The organism is Anabaena sp. 4-3 (assembly GCF_001597745.1).
In the GTDB taxonomy this organism is placed as follows: Bacteria; Cyanobacteriota; Cyanobacteriia; order Cyanobacteriales; family Nostocaceae; genus Trichormus.
In genome coordinates this window covers 49,289-68,599 of record NZ_LUHJ01000029.1, presented here as the reverse complement: position 1 = coordinate 68,599, position 19,311 = coordinate 49,289, and the positions used below count along the sequence as shown (strand labels likewise).

General features: G+C 41.1%; 17 protein-coding genes and 1 tRNA gene. 7 read left to right on the top strand and 11 right to left on the bottom strand.

Translation table 11 applies throughout. The features are described 5' to 3' along the window. Positions 1-119: 119 nt before the first annotated feature. From A3775_RS09040 to A3775_RS09025, 4 genes are all read right to left on the bottom strand, one after another. Entirely contained in the window at positions 120-1,055 is a 936-nt protein-coding gene (locus A3775_RS09040) for an alpha/beta fold hydrolase (RefSeq protein ID WP_066424618.1), read from the bottom strand. A 104-nt stretch (positions 1,056-1,159) separates the two neighbouring features. After that, on the bottom strand, positions 1,160-1,528 hold the full coding sequence (locus tag A3775_RS09035; RefSeq protein ID WP_066382265.1) for a DUF4112 domain-containing protein: 369 nt from the start codon (positions 1,526-1,528) through the stop codon (positions 1,160-1,162). A 39-nt stretch (positions 1,529-1,567) separates the two neighbouring features. Further along, a complete protein-coding gene (locus A3775_RS09030; protein ID WP_066424617.1) occupies positions 1,568-2,455 on the bottom strand; it encodes a YihY/virulence factor BrkB family protein in 888 nt (295 codons plus the stop codon). An 87-nt stretch (positions 2,456-2,542) separates the two neighbouring features. Next, positions 2,543-4,303, bottom strand: coding sequence for a DUF389 domain-containing protein (locus tag A3775_RS09025; protein WP_066424612.1), 1,761 nt, complete (start codon positions 4,301-4,303; stop codon positions 2,543-2,545). Positions 4,304-4,521: 218 nt separating this feature from the next. On the opposite strand from A3775_RS09025, the gene A3775_RS09020 reads away from it, so the two are divergent. Continuing rightward, complete coding sequence (locus A3775_RS09020) at positions 4,522-4,740, top strand: helix-turn-helix domain-containing protein (RefSeq protein ID WP_066382269.1); 219 nt, start codon at positions 4,522-4,524, stop codon at positions 4,738-4,740. A gap of 2 nt (positions 4,741-4,742) precedes the next feature. Then, the gene (locus A3775_RS09015; RefSeq protein ID WP_066424611.1) at positions 4,743-5,630 is read left to right on the top strand and encodes a hypothetical protein; all 888 of its coding nucleotides are present in this window, start codon (positions 4,743-4,745) and stop codon (positions 5,628-5,630) included. Here the strand turns inward: A3775_RS09015 and A3775_RS09010 are convergent. Further along, positions 5,627-6,502 carry a DNA adenine methylase gene (locus tag A3775_RS09010; RefSeq protein ID WP_066382275.1) on the bottom strand — a complete coding sequence of 292 codons (876 nt, stop codon included), beginning with the start codon at positions 6,500-6,502 and terminating at the stop codon, positions 5,627-5,629. The two genes, A3775_RS09015 and A3775_RS09010, sit on opposite strands and share 4 nt — an antisense overlap. Before the next feature lie 273 nt (positions 6,503-6,775). Here A3775_RS09010 and A3775_RS09005 point away from each other — a divergent pair, with 273 nt between their 5' ends. Then, positions 6,776-7,258: a hypothetical protein gene (locus A3775_RS09005; protein ID WP_197480116.1), complete on the top strand. Its 483-nt coding sequence runs from the start codon at positions 6,776-6,778 to the stop codon at positions 7,256-7,258. A 118-nt stretch (positions 7,259-7,376) separates the two neighbouring features. Here A3775_RS09005 and thrC read toward each other — a convergent pair whose 3' ends face one another. Next, a complete protein-coding gene (gene thrC, locus A3775_RS09000; protein WP_066382278.1) occupies positions 7,377-8,468 on the bottom strand; it encodes a threonine synthase in 1,092 nt (363 codons plus the stop codon). A 946-nt stretch (positions 8,469-9,414) separates the two neighbouring features. On the opposite strand from thrC, the gene A3775_RS08995 reads away from it, so the two are divergent. Next, a complete protein-coding gene (locus A3775_RS08995) occupies positions 9,415-9,603 on the top strand; it encodes a hypothetical protein (RefSeq protein WP_066382280.1) in 189 nt (62 codons plus the stop codon). A gap of 270 nt (positions 9,604-9,873) precedes the next feature. Here the strand turns inward: A3775_RS08995 and A3775_RS08990 are convergent, their stop codons facing one another. Both A3775_RS08990 and A3775_RS08985 read right to left on the bottom strand, forming a co-directional pair. Further along, positions 9,874-11,331 (bottom strand): hypothetical protein, encoded by a 1,458-nt coding sequence (locus tag A3775_RS08990; protein WP_066424606.1) that lies wholly within the window; start codon positions 11,329-11,331, stop codon positions 9,874-9,876. A 213-nt stretch (positions 11,332-11,544) separates the two neighbouring features. Continuing rightward, entirely contained in the window at positions 11,545-11,814 is a 270-nt protein-coding gene (locus A3775_RS08985) for a hypothetical protein (RefSeq protein ID WP_339373719.1), read from the bottom strand. A 310-nt stretch (positions 11,815-12,124) separates the two neighbouring features. Here A3775_RS08985 and A3775_RS08980 point away from each other — a divergent pair, with 310 nt between their 5' ends. Beyond that, a complete protein-coding gene (locus tag A3775_RS08980) occupies positions 12,125-13,051 on the top strand; it encodes a carbohydrate ABC transporter permease (protein WP_066382396.1) in 927 nt (308 codons plus the stop codon). A gap of 12 nt (positions 13,052-13,063) precedes the next feature. Here the strand turns inward: A3775_RS08980 and A3775_RS24100 are convergent, their stop codons facing one another. Then, complete coding sequence (locus tag A3775_RS24100) at positions 13,064-13,219, bottom strand: hypothetical protein (protein WP_156481584.1); 156 nt, start codon at positions 13,217-13,219, stop codon at positions 13,064-13,066. 1 nt (position 13,220) lies between these two features. Here A3775_RS24100 and A3775_RS08975 point away from each other — a divergent pair. Beyond that, positions 13,221-13,296: transfer RNA gene (locus A3775_RS08975), tRNA-Leu, on the top strand. 22 nt (positions 13,297-13,318) lie between these two features. Here the strand turns inward: A3775_RS08975 and A3775_RS24095 are convergent. Continuing rightward, positions 13,319-13,567 carry a hypothetical protein gene (locus A3775_RS24095; protein WP_156481583.1) on the bottom strand — a complete coding sequence of 83 codons (249 nt, stop codon included), beginning with the start codon at positions 13,565-13,567 and terminating at the stop codon, positions 13,319-13,321. A 271-nt stretch (positions 13,568-13,838) separates the two neighbouring features. Here A3775_RS24095 and A3775_RS08970 point away from each other — a divergent pair, with 271 nt between their 5' ends. Beyond that, a complete protein-coding gene (locus tag A3775_RS08970) occupies positions 13,839-15,365 on the top strand; it encodes a slipin family protein (RefSeq protein ID WP_066424604.1) in 1,527 nt (508 codons plus the stop codon). A 210-nt stretch (positions 15,366-15,575) separates the two neighbouring features. Here the strand turns inward: A3775_RS08970 and A3775_RS25010 are convergent. Then, positions 15,576-19,311, bottom strand: a 3,736-nt coding sequence (locus A3775_RS25010; protein WP_231866975.1) for a translocation/assembly module TamB domain-containing protein, incomplete at its 5' end; no start/stop codon positions are given.

Sequence of the window (19,311 nt, the reverse complement as noted above, 5' to 3'; positions counted from 1 at the left end):
TGGAATCAGGTGAAAAGCCGGAAACAAAAGGGTTTTATGGCTTAATATTTCTTTGCATCAGTTGTTAATTTTTTTGTTTTGTTTCAATTGTTAAATTCCCTAAATATATTGATACGTTTTTACAAAAAATCTGTATCTTGGAGAAACTTCAGAATTGCCTGATTGACAGCTTGAGCAGCACCAGTTGAGGCATCATGACAGCAATTCTCTAAAATTTGGAATTTGGCATTGGGTAGGGATTGATGTAATCTTTTGCCATGACTAGCGGGAAACCAACTATCGCGATCGCCCCATAAAATTAAGGTAGGGCAATCTATCCTGTCTAAATTCCCTTGAATTTGACTGAGCAGATTTGGTTTATTCCCTTGCCAATGCTTAATCTCTCGTGCGGCAATTTGCAATTCTTCTGCAACTTTGACTAGAGTACCAGGAATTTCAATAAATGGATAAGTAATCCAATAAATATCTTCTGGGGTGAGAATAGAGGGATCATATAGCACTTTGCGCCGTTCTATGGCCATAATTTCCCGCACTAATGGCGCAAACCAATAAGCTAATCGCAAATCATCAATTGTTTGTAATAATTCTAAAGGTGTTTGAGCCAGTATTTCCATTGCCCAATGCGGTAAACGTTGGGTAAAAACTGGTGCGTTAATTACCACTAACCTCGCCAGTAATTCCGGGTTTTGTTGAGCCAAAGCCAAAGAAATTAATGCACCGATAGATTCCCCGACAAGAATCGCGCTTTCATCACATAAAGCCTGAATAATTCTTGCTAATTCAATAACTTGATGCCCATTCTTTTCTCGACGTAACCAAGGTTTATCCGAAAAACCAAAACCTTTAGCATCAAAACAAATAACACGATAATGTTTAGATAACGGCTCTACACTATAACGCCAATTATAGCTCCAACTACCCATGCCGTGTAAGAGAAATAGGGGTTTTCCTGTACCTTTTTCGCCGTAAGCAATTTGTACAGGATAGCCGTCAACATCACTAATAATTAAACTTTGTCGCCCTTTGGGAAAAGTCGCTTGCCACCAATCTTTCATCTAGGAATGAACTCAAAAAGTTTTCAGGCAGTTTACAGAAGTCTAATTATTATCATGGCTGAGGTAAATTCGACAATAGTAGTCAGGAATTATTTACCATTATGCTAGCGCGGAAAGTTTAAGTGTTGTTCGATTAACTTGAGATTATACTCATTAGCTTTCCAACCAAAATCAAAAATATCACCCAAAACCGGGATAGCACCTACTAAAGTATCAATAAGAATATTCACAACCATTTTACTTAATGTTTTTTTAGGAATCCCTAGTCTAGCTGCTTCTATGACAATGTAGCTAGAAAGTATGATGCCTAAAACATCACCACCAACGGGAATTAATCCCAGGATGGGATCTAAACCGAGTGCTATGGGTGTACCGGGAATAGCGACAACTTTATCTAACAGACGACTCAATAGACGTAAACGCTTTAAAGTAGCTGCTGGAGTGTTATAGTCAGGAGGAGAAACATCAGGCATTTAGGCGATCGCTCATCAACAATCCACAATCAACAGTCATTATCCATCATTAATGATTTTTCCTTGAATATCTTCACCTACAGTAACATTTAATTGGTCGCCTACTAACAAAACAGCCGCACTCATCCACAACCACAGCATTAAAACAATGACTGTGCCGACAGCACCATAAACTTTGTTATAGTTGCCAAAATTCGCGACATACTGGCGAAATAAACCTGATAAAATTGCCCAAAATACAGATGCAATCATTGCACCTGGCATTATAGGTGTACCTCGATTCCACACACTAGGGCCATATCGATAAATAAAGCTAAATGCTGTCGCCACAATACATAATGCTAAAGGCCAGCGTAACAATTTCCAAATATCCAATAAAAACATCAAATATGAGTTACCACTGACTACAAATCCTAAGATTAAGTCACTGATAAACACTAAAAAAGAAGCAAATACTAATAGTAAAATAGTACCTACTGTTAATCCCAAAGAGATAATTTTGGCTTTCCAAAAAGGGCGGGTTTTTTCTCTTGGAATTTGATGAATTTGATCAAAGGCTGTCATGGCGGTACTGACTGCGCCGGAAGCAGTCCAAATTGCAATGATAAAACTCAAAGAAAACAAGCCACTATTTTTAGAGTCAGCAATTTCTTTACTAGCAAAATCTTTAATTAATGTCATGGCTTCTTCTGGCGCGACTTGACTTAGTTGTGTTGCTAGTTGTTTGAATGTGTCTTGCAAAGATGCTTCTAGTAATCCAATGGCTGTCAGAACTGCCAGAATTGCAGGAAACAAGGATAACATGGCATTAAAGGCAATTTCCCCAGCCAATCCTAACAGTCGTCTTTGAATGGTTCTAGCAACAGTTTTTTTGCATGTACGCCAATTGAGATGACGAAAGAATCTGAAAAAACGTGGCTTTGGCATGACTACAGTTGGAACTGATTGAGCAAGCCGAAAGCCTAGTATTAATAAAATTATACCAAGCTTTCGACTATTCTCTAAATTATCAGCTTAGAAAGTTCCGGGTATAGTTTCCACAGGTGGTTTTCTCGGTGATGTAACTGTAAGTGTGAGTGTGGCGCGGCTTTGGGGTTGTGTTCCGACTGCCAAATTCAGGCGATCGCGCTCAATTTGCCACTGAGATTTGAGATAATCTGTAATAGCTTGCGATCGCTGTTCTACAATCTCTTGTAATTCCTCTAGTTGTTGATTAACCATGACTTGCAATTGCAAGTTAGGGTATCGCTGTAAAACTTGTCCAACACGGTCTAATAACTTAGTATTATCTGGTGTCAATGTAGACTGATTACGCTCAAAAGATATTGCTCCTAAATTAGTCCCTATTCTCTGCATACTCACAAGCGCAGACTGATAATCTAACCTAGTTCTGACGCTATCAGCTAGCAACATTTGAGCATCTTTTTCTATATCACGTTCACTCAAATAAACTAACCGAATGCGTAAGGGTTCATTGGGAATCGTAATTAATTCATAATTAATCATCTGTGCTGGTTGGGGAAGTCGCATTTCCCCTAAAGCTAATTGCACTTCTTGTAGAAAACTTGATTGTAATTGGGCAATGGTAATTACTGGTTCCGGCGGTTTTTCTACAGGCAAAGGTCGTAAAATATCGCTGGAAGCTGTAGGTATTTCAATCAATTTTAATGCTACTAATTCCGGTGGTTTTCCCAGGCGTGATGCTAACTGTTGAATAAAATTATTTTGTTCATCAGGTGTATATTGCTTACTACTAAAAACCTGAAGTTGCACGGTCAATTTATTGTTTTTGTCTAAAGTAGAAATATTGCTGATATAAGAGCGAGGTTCACCATTGGGGAAATTGGCAAATTCCTTTTGCCATAAGTCGGTGGCTGAGTTACGAATGCGGTTTTCTTGTTGCTGTAAAGTAATTTCGCGTCTGAGTTGACTAAAAGATTGATTCAGGGGAAAAATAATTGCTAAAATTGTCATAAAAATCAACAGTAATCTACCCGGTAGATTGCCGATTTTTTTCAAGATATTGTAGGCTGGTAGTCGCTCTAAAATCGTCTGCATCCTGATACTTTCTTGGTCTGTGTGTCGCCATTCGTTGACTTTGGCTCTCACCTGCAAGTTATCAATATGCAAACCAAGAAACACCACCATAGCAGTAAAAGTAATTGCCACTAAGTTGGTAAAAAATAGTAAACCACCACCACTAGCAATCTGTAATCCTTTGATGGAATTAATGCTGATAGCGATACCGATACCATAGCCGACAACACATAATGGTGGCATTAATGCAACTGCGATCGCAACACCAGGAATAGAAGTTGCTACCCCTCGCGGTTCTTTGCATATTGCGACAGAACCCACCGCACCAGAAAATAAAGCTACAACCAAGTCTAAAATGTTCGGTTGAGTTCTCGCGGCAATTTCGCTAGTCATTTCCTTAAATGGCAGCAAAGATACTAATAATACAGCGAAGACAATAGCTACTGTACAACTCAACACCAAATTCAGCAACGCCCGCATTGCTAAAATTACATCACCCGCCGCTAACGCCAGCCCATTGGCGAGAATACCCCCCATCAACGGCGAAATCAGCATTGCACCAATAATCACGGCTGGGCTATTTAACACGAGTCCCAGGGTAGCAATACCAGCAGCAAATAAAACTTGAATCCAATAGCTAACATCTTGTAGGCTTACTGACCTACATATATCCAGATATACTTGTTCCTTGCGAGCTTGACTCACTCCCAAGTTGTCTGCAAACCAGTCTCTAAACATATATTAGTATGACTCAACTGATTGCATGATAATTGGCAGAACGTCTTAGAAAATATAAAACGGGAAAAATTTCAACTTCCACCAAATTACATAGTTAGATTTGACATGATAATGGTATCCATTGTTAACAGCTTGATACTTAATGCTAACTATAGTATGTAGAACTTTAGTATGCAGCAAATTATTACTATATTTAGTCATGTCCTTAGCAAAGCTTTATGAAAGCTGAAATCCTCAAAAAATTTGGTCAAAGAGTTAGAGATGAAAGATTAAAGCAAGGTCTTTCTCAGGAAGGTTTAGCTGAAAAAGCAGGACTGCACAGAACATATATAGGCATGATTGAAAGAGCCGAAAAAAACATTACTCTCATCAACATTGAGAAAATTGCTCAGGCTCTAGAAATTACTATTGAGAGTTTGATAAAAGGAATTGGTTAACAATGAGTTGGAATGAAGAAGAACGATGGATTAATGAAATTCGTCAATACTGTCGCTCATTAAATATATCAACCAGTGACTTATACAAAATAGTCACTGACTTAAAAGTAGCTCCCATGATTCGTGGGAAAGCATTTGAGTTTTCTATGTATTCTAAGTTAAGACAAATATTACCTGCTCAAGATTGGACTGTAACTAAACCTGTGATTAATGCCCAAACCGGAAATCATGACATTGATATTATGGTGATGCACAATAGCACAAAAAAAATTATATCAGTTGAGTGTAAATTGGCTGGTAAAGGGATGTTTAGTGTTGCCAAAACTTCTAAAACTGGCTCTCATAAAAAGGGCGATTATTTAATTAAAGTTAAATGTATGCGTTCACGAACTACTAAAACACCTGAAAAAGTCAATGTAATGGCGAAAAAGCTGGGTGTAAGTCCGCAAATGTTTCTTGCTCATAGTGACCAATATCGTGTCACAAGTTTTGATGTAGTGGCTACATCTATAGGTAATGCTTTTTATCAGACATTGGAAGATAGTGATGGCAACTTAATGTATAAATTTGAGCCTACTGAACAAGGAATACAATTTATAAATAAACTCAAGCCTGTCGCCAGTGATGAAGAGTTTTTGCAAGAATTTGTATACAATAAAGTTTATTTAGCTTGTTCCTTAGATATTACTGTCTCCCCGACTAGCGGAGTGATATGTGGTAAAAAAGCTTGCTTAGATAAGTATAATTGTGGCTTTATTCCTAACTATCCAATTATTAATTTCGGGAATATAGAAGAATTATCAAATGATATGATTCCTTCTCCTATAAATGGTTGGGTAGAACTAGATAAAGCGCGTGAATTTTTTGAAAATCTTTTAGAAAGAATTTAAAAGCCTATAACTAATTGCTTTGGCTCATGGAAAAGGTTGGCAGTAGAGTCATAATTTAATATAAAGACTTCTTTTCCTTTATAACGTTCACCTTTAAAGTTATGCTCTTTTTTCTGGCCTTTTTTTTGGTCATCCGTCCTGTTTATTGTGTAGTTCCATTCTTTATCGTGCATTTCTACCGCCCACTCATACAATTCTCTAACTTCAGGAGTATTATCATAAGTTAATAAAAAGTAAATTCTATGTTGATGCTTTTGGAGTATTTTACATAATCGGTAGTGATCATCTTTTGAAAAAGAGTGAGCATAAAACTTATCTTGGTCAGCATTGAAATAAGGAGGGTCAATAAATAGAAAAGCATGATCGGGTACTGTTTCTATCACCTGTTCAAAATCCCAGCAAGTAATTTTCACATCTTGCAGTTTTTCTGAAGTTCTGCGGATATTTCTAGGCCAGTTTTCTGGACGCATACTATATTTCTCACCATATCCCCAATAGCAGTTTTGCAGCTTCATAATTCCTGAGTAAGAGGTTCGATTTAAATAAAACCATCTGGCTGCTGCTTCTAGATTATTTTGGGGGTTAAATTCATTTTTATAAAAATAATGTCTCTCTTTAGTTGCTTGTTCACCATCTAAATAATTAATTAGCTCTTCTGGGTTGTCTCTAATAGTTAAATATGTATTTATGAGTTGATCATCAATATCATTTAGCCAATTATTCATAACTTTTTGTTTGGCGAAGAAAATCGAACCTCCACCAGCAAAAGGTTCAGCATAGTATGAATGAGGCGTAATATGTCTCAGTATTAAGTTACGAGCATAAAATTTACCTCCGGCATAGCGGAATGGTGAATTTATAGGCTTATTCATGATCAGCAAGTTTTTATTAGTTTAATTAATTATGAGATTGCTAACTATAGTATACATAAATACATATTGTCAAGGTTATAATCTGTCCGTAATTACTTCCTAAATATAAGAAACTGGACTTTTTTTGAAAAAAGCAGAGTGTTGTTATGGAAAATCATGCACTTTTATGGTGATTAGTGGGTTATATAAATTAAATCTCAAGCATAATTATGTATATATTTTTGCTGATATAAATTATACATAAGTAAAACAGTAATATCATCAGGTGTAAAAATGGCTGAAAGTATTGAAATTGGCAAGCACATCACACAACAATGGTTGGCGGAAATCGAATCACTCAAACAGCAGTTAGCGGAAAAACAACAACAGTGCGATGCTGCCTGGGAAAATGCGGAGAAATGGCGTAAACTCTATAACACTGAGGCAGAACAACGCCGTACTGATGCTGATTTGTCTCGGCAAACGATCGCATCCTTGAAGACAGAAATTCAGAAACTCAAAGGTATTGACGGTTCAACACTGCCTAATGCTACTACTGTCGCCACCATTCGCCAGGAAGTCGCCCAAATCAAGACGGTAGAAGATTTAAAAGCCAAGCTGATTGCAGTCATTCAAGAGCGCGATCGCTTGCTGAACGCCTTGAAAACCGAGCAAGACAACCACACCCAAACCCGTAAAAATCTCACCACCGCTTTAGGTGATGCTATCGACAGTCTAGCAAAGGCACGCGGGGGAACGGGGGGGAGTGGGGAGTGAGGAAGGCAGGGGGGCAGGGGAAGCAGGGAGGCAGGGGGAGTATGGGGAGACAAGGTAGACAAGGTAGAAATTATTTCACAGTCCCCAATCCCCAGTCCCCAGTCCCCAGTCCCCAGTCCTAAAAACCCATCGCCTTAGCAACATCACCTAATTCGGCGGCGATGCCTTGTTTAAATTGGGCTTGGCTGTGTTTAATGGCTGTGTCGGGGTCTTTTAAACCGTTACCTGTGAGGACACATACTACTGTTGCGCCTGTGGGTACTTGGTCTTTTACCTTTAACAACCCCGCGACGGATGCCGCACTGGCGGGTTCGCAGAAAATACCCTCTGATGACGCTAGCAGTCGGTAAGCGTCCAGAATTTCTTCGTCGGTGACGGCGTTAAATTGTCCTTGACTGGCTGATTGGGCAGCGATCGCTTTGTCCCAACTGGCGGGTTTGCCTATGCGGATGGCTGTGGCTATGGTTTCAGGATGGGTTACTGGTTGACCGTTGACTAATGGGGCTGCACCTGCGGCTTGGAATCCCATCATCTGAGGTAGGCGATCGCATTTTCCTGTTTGATGATATTGACAAAAGCCCATCCAGTATGCTGTGATATTCCCCGCATTCCCCACCGGGATACACAGCCAGTCTGGAGCATTCCCCAAAGCATCAACAATTTCAAACGCTCCGGTTTTTTGTCCTTCTAAACGGTAGGGATTGACAGAATTTACTAAAGTGATGGGGTAATGTTCCGCCATTTCCCGGACAATTTCGAGAGCGCGGTCAAAATTCCCTTTAATTGCTAAGACTTCTGCACCGTAGAGTAAGGCTTGCGCTAACTTACCCACCGCCACATAACCATCGGGAATCAACACAAAAGCCTTCATTCCGCCACGGCGAGCATAGGCGGCGGCGGCGGCGGATGTGTTGCCTGTACTCGCGCAAATTACCGCCTTCGCTCCGGCTTCCTTGGCTTTGGTAATTGCCATAGTCATTCCCCGGTCTTTGAAGCTACCAGTGGGGTTAAGACCATCGTATTTGACAAATACACGGACTTGTCTACCGATGCGTTCTGCGATCGCTGGCACCGGAATCAAAGGAGTATTACCTTCTAATAAGGTGACAACGGGCGTAGTTTCGCTGACAGGTAAATACTCACGATAGGCTTCAATGAGTCCGGGCCAGGGTTGGCGATGAGATTGAGCAACAGACAAGCTTACAGTCACGGGATTTTAAACTTAATTGAAATAGTACGGAGGATTTGAGTCTTTTTTAGGGTCACGAAGTCTGTTTTGCTGCTTCATTTCCCCATTTCGAGATTTTTCACCAAAGTTCTCGCGCCGTGGAAGCCCCTGGCTTTAGACATGGGGGTAAGGCGCAGGCGATTTTCATCGCCGTCACATTATACGGGGGTTGTTGCATTCGGTGTACTTTTGTTTTGTACTTTCAACGGGACAGTTACCGCTTCAAACTTTACAACCCTGTACGCATAATGTTTTGCTCCAAAGAGCCTCCCTTGCGGGGTAATGTTAGCTTAGACAATGTTAGAGGTCGGTAACTATCCAAACGACACTGGTTTAACCCCTTTAAGCCTGTTTAATCGTCCGGTTCTAGAGCAAGGAACTAGCTACGGATTCCTTGGTAGGTCTTTAACTCTTGCCTCTAACGTAGTTCAGTTAAGAACTTAGTCTGGTCAGATTCGGGCTTTTTCAAGCCCCGCCCTTTAGGGCTGGGGGTTTCTGACTCCAGATATTATCTCTTGTTGTACAAATATTTTACCGATAATTTGGAATTTATTTATAGGGACTGGGGATTGGGGACTGGGGACTGGGGATTGGGGATTGGGGACTGGGGACTGGGGACTGGGAAAATATCATCTCCCCCATCTCCTCATCTCCTCATCTCCTCATCTCCTCATCTCCTCATCTTCCCTGCTCCCTCAATGTCTCATTCCCAACCTGCTATTAGGCTGTCAAAACTTTGGCTCAATCATCGCAGACCGAATGTTTTATCTTTCTGGAACAAAGATAATTAAATCGTCTTCACTTATGATACACACCGTAACCTATTAAACTAAATGATTGAAACGATACAATCATTTAACAAAGCTTAAAGTTGCTTTATTATAAAATTTACCAAAGGTGTGAGTTGAGTTGTAGAATTAAATTAGCGATGACCACTGTATTATCTACTGTTTCTGAACGCGACTCCCAAACTATCCGAGTACGCGAACTAGCTAAGACTTGTTATCAAGACGCTCAACAAGTCAAATTGATGACCTTACAAGCTGAGGTAGACTCTCTGTTAGCACAATTGCAAAACCTGAAAGAACAACGTTTAGCAACTACTGAAGAACAATAACCCAAATTTAGAGCGATCGCCTATCTGATTGCGACTGTACATTAAGTCAAGCACTGATTTCAACTCAGCAACATTAGGCAATGCTGGTTAAACATTCAGGCGATCGCTACATCAAATTATCAATATTTTCTGAAAATTGTATATCATTTTACCACTTATTCCGCAAAATGTACATCAGTGGTAAAAGTATTTTGATTTTGCAAAATCACAACTATTGACATCGATATGTAGAGACGTTGCATACAACGTCTCTACATATACACCCAGTCCCTATTCCGTTTGACTCGCGGTGACTCTGGGGTTGAGTTGTTTAAATAAATCTTGAATATTAGTAATCGTTGCTCTTTGGATGCTACGTTGCTCTTGTAACCAAGAATTAGCGCGGTCTTCTCCCTGTTGAACTGCTAAAATCAGCGCACCCCAAGCTTGAACTTCTGGTCTATAGGGGTTAACTTTGAGTGCAGCTACTACACGATTCCAAAGCCGACCTTTGTCAGCTTTTAACAGGTTAGCAATTTCTTGAGCGTTTTGGGGTGAAGCTTCAAACACCTGTAAAGCTTTTTGCCAACGTCCATCAATTAAATCTGCTAGCACTTGTTGACCTGGACTTGCCCAAGTTTTATCAGCTTGGGTTTTACTGAGTTGAGCGTGTAACCGAATCAAATCAAGTTGTGCTTGTGCTGTGGCTGGTAAAACACCTTTGCGCTGTTTTTTGATAAATTGTAACCATTCATAAGCAGGTGTCCACAAACCACTGCGGGCAATTATCAGAGCATTTTGATAAGCATAATCTTTGATGGCTGATGTTTTGAGGGTAATTTGTTCTAGTTGCAGGGGTTTGAGGTATAACTTCACAGTTTTGACTTGATACACCTGTAACTGTGGTTCTAAACCTACAGTTTGATCAACGATTAACTCTTGCTCACCACCACCAGTTACCTGCTGCCATTTGGGTAATTGACCGTTAGGACTCGTCCAAGATAGCATTTGTTGTAGGTTAGCCCGGTCTGGATTGTAGTAGACAATATAACCGTAGGCGATCGCATGAGTTCCTTGTTGACGCTTACCCTGTAAATAAAACCAAACACCCTTACCAGGGGTTTTACCTTCATAGCGTTGTATTTCAGTCAAAGGTAACAGGTCAGTAAATTCTTGATTTTCTGATGTACTATCAGCTAGGGGAGCAAGCACAAAAGATTCTTCTAGTCCAGTTATCGGTAGTTGCTCAGTTAAACGATAGAATTTTTCAGGCTGGGCTTTGTAGGATAAATCTTCTAAATGATAGACCCTGAGTTCTACAACTTCTTGACAATCAGATTGACAGTTAGGACGTTGACGCAACACAGGGAGTAAAAAAGAATTTTTTTCATCATCTAAAGCTATAATTTCGCCGATGATTTGCTGTTGATTAGTCAAACTATCCCGAATTTGCTGGAGAGTTTGCGGGTGTTCGCTGTGATTTAGGTCAATTTTCGCCCACTCTGGTAAAAAACTATTGAGCCAAACCACCTCTTGGGGGTTGAAAATTAACATCACACCCACCCAACTAAAAGAGAGAACTAACCCAGCACCAGTGAGTAAAATGGCGATCGCTATAATTGAAGACAGCTTACTCCCTTTTTTTTCTGGGGATGCAGGCCGAGAAGAAACACCCTTAACAACACCAACAGTAGGCTGATTATCGCCAGAAGAGTTTGGCGTTAGCTTGCGCGACGAGCGATTTGCCATGTTAGTTTTCTGTCAATCTACAGTACAAAGTTTTACTTGTGTCTTTCTTTTATACTCGCGCATTGACATCTTGACTAGCATAATGCTGTTTAAATTTCTACACAAAACTGACAGAGGTTTAGGGAAAGCAGGGGGAGCAGAGGGAGCGGAGGGAGCGGAGGAGCGGAGGAGCAGAGGGAGCAGGGGAGAAAAACTTTTACCAATGACTAATGACTACTGACTAATAACTTGAAATTCCTGCAAGTTTAACGACACCACTATATTGTCCGTCTCTACTTGGATGAGCCAACGGTTGCTTGATCGACCATCTGCGAGTGTTTCCCGTCCACAAATCACGCCAAACTTTCCCGCTACGTATGCTGGACTGAGAATCACAACTCTGTCACCGATTTTAAGACTTTTGGGAATATGCAACGGCTCTCCTATCAATTCTGATTTTGAAAGAGTGGAGTTATACAAGCTTAAGTCAGTATGTTTTCTCATCTTATTTTAATCAAAAGTGGTAGTTTTTATAATCTTCTCTTAACCAAAATGTATATTAATTTCCTGACTTTCCCATTCTCTCACCTTTCCCTGCCTCTGGAGTCTTCCGAACTGAAAGAATTTTTGTAGTAAAAATAATTACATCGTTTTAAATTTGATTTGCTTGTATTACATCAGAATTTCCAGGTTTTCGTTGTATAAATTATCTCGTGTCATCCTCTTTGCTAACGTACCCTACAATTTGATGTGTACTTGATCAATCATTTGTCAAGTAATATTAATTAGCTGGTTAGGGAATAAAAATATGTTTATGAAACAATTAACAGTTAAAGATTGGATAATAATTAAACAAAAACTCACACCTTATCTATTTTTACTCCCAGCCTTAACACTTCTCGGCTTAACCGTATTTTGGCCGGCAATTCAAGCATTTTATCTCAGTTTTACCAGCTACGAAGACCTTAGCTTACCACCGCAATGGATAGGGATGAAAAACTTTCTACGGTTGTGGCAAGATGCGGTTTTTTGGAAAACTTTAGAAAACACCTTTCTTTATCTTGTCGGTGTCGTACCAATTTTAGTCATTGTTCCTTTAGGGTTAGCAATTTTAGTTAATCAAAAATTACGAGGAATTACTTGGTTTAGAGCCGCATACTATACGCCAGTGGTGATTTCTATGGTAGTCGCGGGGATAGCTTGGCGGTGGTTGTATGCAGAAAACGGTTTATTAAATCAGCTTTTAAAAATGCTGGGTTTGTTTCCAGATGGTATTCCCTGGCTTACCAGTTCCGCGAAACTTTTGGGAATTGTGCCGATTTCTTTAGCCAGTGTCATGGCTGTTACTATCTGGAAAGGACTCGGTTATTATATGGTGATTTATTTAGCTGGGTTGCAATCAATTCCGGCTGATGTGTATGAAGCCGCCGCTATTGATGGCTCTGATGGTATTCGCAAACATTGGGATATAACTGTACCTTTAATGAAGCCTTATTTAGCATTAGTCGCTGTAATTTCGGCGATTTCTGCCACTAAGGTATTTGAAGAAGTTTATATCATGACTCAAGGAGGGCCGCTTAATAGTTCCAAAACTATTGTTTATTATCTCTATGAGCAAGCATTTAGTAATTTGGAAATTACCTATGCTTGTACTATTGGTTTAGTGCTGTTTTTGATAATTTTAGCCCTATCAGTTTTACGTTTAGTTATTAGTCAACCAGGGGGAGATAGTCTAGTTTAATTGTTCTGAGGACTACCGCTTTAAATTTTCTTGTGCTACATTAAGTAACAAGTAGTAATACAGCATCGCTATAGTGTGGGTTCTATACACCCAACTGGTGCGCCAACCTCTGGATTGAGCGTATTCCGCAAAGCTATCTGTGACTACTGAATCGGTGTTGGATAACACCGGGGAGTTAGCTCAATTGGTAGAGCGATCGACTGAGGATCGATTTGTAACAGGTTCGATTCCTGTACTTTCCACCAACCCTGTCCGGGTTTAAGGACACTACCCTTTCATGGTAGCCAATGTAACTTTAGTAATAACTCTGCTATGTAGGCTTACTACTGGCTTACCAGTGGTAGCAGTGACGAAGCCAGCGCGGTTGTCTTCTCCCTCACTTGAGTATGTCCCTTCGGTTTCCAGATGTAAATGGCAAATCGAACGGCTTATCTGAGGTGTGTTGTTTGTTTCTGGATGTCCTTTGGGTATTCTAGAGGCGATCGCACTCCTCTTAATCCAGTTTTGGAGACGCAATTCGCCCGCAACTGAACTGTAAACACCTACATTTGCAGAGTTTTAAAATATCATGTAGTATATGTAGTATATAATGATGAAAAGGCTATTCACTTCTCTTGGGGAGGACTGAAGTCCTCACTACAAACAAATGATAAATTTTATACTGTAATCTCCTACATTTGCAGAGTTTTAAAATATCATGTAGTATATGTAGTATATAATGATGAAAAGGCTATTCACTTCTCTTGGGGAGGACTGAAGTCCTCACTACAAACAAATGATAAATTTTATGTGGAAAACGTTTTACATTAAGCCTAATGAAATCGGTATTCTATACCATCGCAGTGATTTTAAACAAATTTTGCCGCCAGGGACTTACAGTTATTTTGGTAGACATTGGCAAGTAAAATCTTATGACTTGAATCAACCAGAAGCTAAGATTGAAAACTTAGAATTGTTGCTGAAAAATCACAGTGCAGATTTACAGAAATATCTGTTAGTAGTACGTACTGCTTTTAATCAAGCGGCTTTAGTGCGCTGTGGTCAAAATTGGGTAAGTGTTGCACCAAATAAATTAGTGGCTTTTTGGCGTGGTTTTATTGAGGTGGAAGCTCATGTTTTCAACTTAGATGAAAGTTGGGAAATACCGACTGAATTTGTGCAGCAAATTCGGGGAATGATTTTGAATGGTATCAAGACTTTCCAAATTTCTGAGTATGAAATTGGGTTGCTGTATGTACAGAATAATTTTGTGCGTCCCTTAGAACCGGGGGAATATGCTTTCTGGGCGGTTAATAGAGATGTTTCTGTGAGAACTCTCAGCCGAATTATCCCTAATCCTGATTTTCCCTTGGAAGATGTACTGATTGAGCGACATCCTGAGTTTGTGGCGGCGTACTGTGAGATTGTACAATTACAAAATCAACAGGTAGCGATCGCGCGCTATCAAGGTAAAGTCATCTCGATTTTACCGCCATGCAGTCGTCAGCTATTTTGGCGGGGTGTGGCTGTGGAAGTCATTGACATCAGCACTGAGGCTAAATTACCATCTCGCTTAGTTGCAGAGTTAGTCTCCGGTTTACCAGAGACTTCAGCTTTGAGTTGCCGTTTTTTGCATATTTGCGAAGTACCCACCCAGTACATTGGCTTACTATACATTAATCAAGAATTTCAAACCCAACTGCAACCAGGAAAACACGCTTGGTGGTTGTTTGGATGTGCTATCCAAACACCAGTTTTTGACTTGCGTCAGCAAACTCTAGAAGTCTCAGGACAAGATATCCTGTCTCAAGATAAAGTCCCATTGCGGTTAAACTTAACGGCTGGTTTCCGTATTCTTGATCCTCTCAAAGCTAAGAATGGGTTAGCGGATATCACTGGCTACCTATACAAAGAATTACAGTTTGCTTTGCGTGGTGCTGTCGGTGAAAGAACCTTAGATGCTTTGTTGGAGGATAAAGGCGCGATAGACCAGAGTATTTTTGAATACATCAGACAGAAAACTGCCGACTATGGCATAGAAGTAGATTCCGTTGGGGTGAAAGATATCATTCTCCCTGGTGAAATTAGAACCATCTTAAGCAAAGTTGTAGAAGCGGAAAAAGCCGCCCAAGCAAACGTAGTGCGTCGCCGGGAAGAAACAGCAGCTACTCGCAGTATGTTGAATACTGCCAAGGTGATGGAAGATAACCCTGTAGCGTTGCGGTTGAAAGAATTGGAGGTATTAGAAAGAATTGCGGAGAAAATTGAAAAAATCCAAGTTAATGGGAGTTTAGATAGCATTTTAACTGAGTTAATTCAGATTAATCGCAATTAGTGCCGCAAAAATCAGTTTGTAGTAAGGACTTCAGTCCTTACACTCTCATAGCAATTATTGATAAATAGGACTTACGCAAGTGTCATAATCAAAGTCTCGTGTAGGGTGCGTCAGCAGCGATAATTGGGTCAAAAATCACAGATTTTCAACATCTGACGCACCCTAATAAGTGCTGCTCCCCTGCTTCCTCCGCTTTCTCCATTCCCCAAATCAAAACCGTGTTTGAAACTCAAACACAGCGCGACTATCGTCTTCTAAATTAGTCGAAGCACGGACGCGGAATTTATCGTTAATACGATAATTAATCCCCCACTGGAAGGGGTCACTCGCTGTTAAAATCTTGATAGCGGAAAGAGAAAACTTGTTGGAAATATCAACTCCTGCTTCTGCTGCTAATTCAATGCTAGAAGTGCTTTTACCGGCTTCGGGATTATCAGAAATGACAGTGGGAAATATCCTTAATTCACTCAAACCGAAAGCACCGCCAATCTGACTAAATGCAGACTGAAAGTTATTCAAGACGGCTGAACCTGCGATATTAATTAAACCTAGGGTACTATCAGCACGTCCTTGGGTATCAACAAATCCACCACCTAATAAGGCGACAATTTCGGTTTCACTGCGGGATGGAGAACTTCTTAATTCTAAACTTTCGTTGAGTCTGCTAGCAGGGCCATTAACAATTGCTTCAACTCGCACATTCTCTAATGCTGCTAAACCTGTAGGAGTGAGTCGGCTATCGCTAAAGTTGCTGTTTTGGACTACATCTAAAACTTTAGCAAATAGCTGGACATCTAAATCAGGGTCACGGGGTTGACTGGCTCTAAAGGTGGCGGTTTGTTCCGCACCACGAGCTAGTTTAAACTGGGTGGTGAACAAATTCACGCCGCCATCTCTTAAGCGGATAATTCCCACGGGGATGGGATCGGCAAATGTACCGTTAACGGTGAGATCACCTGTAGCGCGGAAGCTTAAAATAGGTGGTCGGGTAATTTCGACGTTTTTACCTAATTCTAATTCTAAGTCATTAAACCGAGCGATCGCACTCTCATCACTGACAACCTGTTTATTTTGTTTGTTCTGTGTTGGCAATGATATATTGACATCACTCGTTAATGTGGAATCGTTATTGGTAGATTCTGCCAGCAATACTTGACCATCATACAAACTCACCTTACCACCCACGGCTGGATTTAAAGCTGAACCTGTAATTAATAAATTCCCACTCGCGCCGCCTTGATACAATCCCTTGAGTTTCAACGCTAATTGATCAAGGTTAACTGTCAGAGGATTGTTAATTGTCAGGTCGTTGTTAAAGATGGGAATTTCTCCACTGGCTGTTACTTGTCCTCGGCTAAATTTACCTTGCACATTTTCTACTAATATCCGGTCAAAATCAAACTGTACTCTACCCGTAACATCTCTTAATTTTCCTTCTGGTAAAGCTTGCGCCGAAAAAGTAGCATCCTGGACAGTGGCGATACCGTTGACGATGGGTTTTTGTGTGGTTCCTTCCACAGTTAAGTTGACTTTACCTTTACCTGCTTCAAAGGTTACTTGCTGAGTTAATAGGTTTAACAGTGCTAATCCTTCATTCTCAACTTGCACATCCAAACTGATTTGGTTGCTATCGGGAGCGACGCTAGCAAACGGCAACTGATAAGGTATACTACCGTTAATGTTGACAGGTTCCGGTGCCGCTACGGCTACGGTACTATTAAAGTTTAAGCGACCATTAGCATAACTAAAACTGGCGTTGGCTGACTGTATCGGCTTCTGGTTGAGACTACCGTTGGTAATTTGCAATTCGCCTCTGCTTTGGGGGTTGGCAATACTACCCGCTAAAGCTGCTGTCCCGCTAAGATTACCTGTAACACCAATGGGAAGGTTAACAAAATTATTCAATAGCTGGAGAGGAACATTACTCACACGCAACTGTCCAGATTGGTCTTCACCGCCTATGTTGCCGGCGAAAGCTACAAGGCTATCTTGCAATGAAATCCGTAAAGGTCGTAACTGCAAAACGCCATTAGTAAAACTACCTTCTGCAATGATTCTGTCGGCTTGATAAAAACGATTTGGTTGGGTGTCTTTACCCCAAGTAAAGTTTTGACCATCCAAGTTGAATTGTACTGCTAGCCCTTGGGGGGTGGTGGTATCTACAGCTACTTCTCCGCTAAAGGTTCCCTGTAAATTGGCTAAATCTGGTATGGGTGAAGCATTACGCTGTTGTTCTTCTGCTGCTAGTAAAGCCTCAATTTCCGCGAGTCGCTTCATTTGGTCAAGTAAGGGAAGATTCGGTAAACCTTGGGGATAGGTGATCAAATCCTCGGCGTTTCCATAATTTGGTTTGGCAGCATTGCCTTGCAAATCTTGGAGTTCAAATATCTGCGCTACGGTTAGCACATCTTGAATGTTGCCTTGATTAACGTTGAGTTTACCTTTGACTTGGGGGCCTTGAGGAGTCTGAGCAAAGGTTCCCGCTAGGGTATAACGACTGTTACCTTTGATAAATCCACCACTGCCTAGGGTGGCAGTACCGTTATTGTAGCGGAACTGTGCTGTTAATTGGTCGCCTTGAATGCGTCCAATGGTGGGATTGGCGATCGCAATATTTCCGGTGCTGGCATAAGTGCGTTGATTAAATTGCAAATCCCCCGTTAACAATCCGGCAACTTTCCCCGCACCTAAACGCAGATTTGGCGGTGGTGACAAGTTCAAAATTTGTAAGGGGAAGTTCGCTACCTTCACCGTCCAGTCATTCCCCCGGACTTGACCTTGTGCAAGGGCTTGCTGACGTTGCACTAGGAAGGATTCCGGGCGATTATTGGCATTCAAATTTAAGGCAATGCGATCGCTATCCCCTCGCAAATCTAAATTTAACCCTTGTCCTGACTGCACACTACCAGTTAACAACGGTTCAAAAGCAATACCCTGCACCACTAAATCTTTTAACGCCATCTGCCCGGCTATATTTGGTAACGGTAACTTGCCAGTTATCCGCCCATCAAAATCTACTCTGCCTTTCACATCTACCTGATTAGGTAAAGTCACAGGTAACTGTTGCAGGTTGAAATCTTGGGCTTGGACGTTGAGATTTAAGGCGGTAATCTGTGGAATTCCCGGCTGTGTAGCATTAGCCAAGATATTCCCACTTATATTTATACCTTTACCAGAAGCTTGTGCAATTGTCAACCTCTCCCCATTCCAAGCCAGGGCAGCAGTCAGAGGTCGTTCAATTCCCGGTAGTCCTTGGGATAACTGCACCTGACCAGCCGCTTTGATATCAGCTAATCTCGTCGATGCCAAATTCCCTGCAACTTGCAACTCTCCGCCCAACTGTCCCCGCAACTGTTGATTAAAACGATTTAGTTGCACACCAGAGGCAGCAACTAGGGCTTGATAGCGACCGTTAGCCAGTTGAATGTTAGAAAGTGTGACGTTACCGCCAGCCAAATTCAGACTTGCTTGACCACTGGCTTGGATGCTTTGGGGACTAAGAGAATTAACCCCACCGGCGACATTTAATTGACCGGTTAAGTTACCTTGAAACTGCGGCGGGACAGCAGCTAAACGTTGTACAGGAAAATTGTTAGCTTGGACTTGGGCTTGATAGCGACCGTTAGCGATTTGGATATTAGCGGCGGTGATAGTACCATTAGCCGCATTCAGCCTAGCTTGACCAGTAGCTTGGATAGTTTGCAGACTCAAAGCATCCACCGCACCGGCGACATTTAATTGACCGGTTAAGTTACCTTGAAACTGCGGCGGGACATTTGCTAAACGTTGTACAGGCACATTGTTAGCTTGGACTTGGGCTTGATAGCGACCGTTAGCTAGTTGGATATTAGCGGCGGTGATAGTACCATTACCCACATTGAGTCTAGCTTGACCAGTAGCTTGGATAGTTTGAGGAGTAAACTCATCCACCGCACCGACTACATCC

Coding starts and splice junctions, on each gene's coding strand:
- A3775_RS09040 (WP_066424618.1), bottom strand. CDS start 1,055: ATGAAAGATTGGTGGCAAGCGACTTTTCCCAAAGGGCGACAAAGTTTA.
- A3775_RS09035 (WP_066382265.1), bottom strand. CDS start 1,528: ATGCCTGATGTTTCTCCTCCTGACTATAACACTCCAGCAGCTACTTTA.
- A3775_RS09030 (WP_066424617.1), bottom strand. CDS start 2,455: ATGCCAAAGCCACGTTTTTTCAGATTCTTTCGTCATCTCAATTGGCGT.
- A3775_RS09025 (WP_066424612.1), bottom strand. CDS start 4,303: ATGTTTAGAGACTGGTTTGCAGACAACTTGGGAGTGAGTCAAGCTCGC.
- A3775_RS09020 (WP_066382269.1), top strand. CDS start 4,522: ATGAAAGCTGAAATCCTCAAAAAATTTGGTCAAAGAGTTAGAGATGAA.
- A3775_RS09015 (WP_066424611.1), top strand. CDS start 4,743: ATGAGTTGGAATGAAGAAGAACGATGGATTAATGAAATTCGTCAATAC.
- A3775_RS09010 (WP_066382275.1), bottom strand. CDS start 6,502: ATGAATAAGCCTATAAATTCACCATTCCGCTATGCCGGAGGTAAATTT.
- A3775_RS09005 (WP_197480116.1), top strand. CDS start 6,776: ATGGCTGAAAGTATTGAAATTGGCAAGCACATCACACAACAATGGTTG.
- A3775_RS08995 (WP_066382280.1), top strand. CDS start 9,415: ATGACCACTGTATTATCTACTGTTTCTGAACGCGACTCCCAAACTATC.
- A3775_RS08990 (WP_066424606.1), bottom strand. CDS start 11,331: ATGGCAAATCGCTCGTCGCGCAAGCTAACGCCAAACTCTTCTGGCGAT.
- A3775_RS08985 (WP_339373719.1), bottom strand. CDS start 11,814: ATGAGAAAACATACTGACTTAAGCTTGTATAACTCCACTCTTTCAAAA.
- A3775_RS08980 (WP_066382396.1), top strand. CDS start 12,125: ATGAAACAATTAACAGTTAAAGATTGGATAATAATTAAACAAAAACTC.
- A3775_RS08970 (WP_066424604.1), top strand. CDS start 13,839: ATGTGGAAAACGTTTTACATTAAGCCTAATGAAATCGGTATTCTATAC.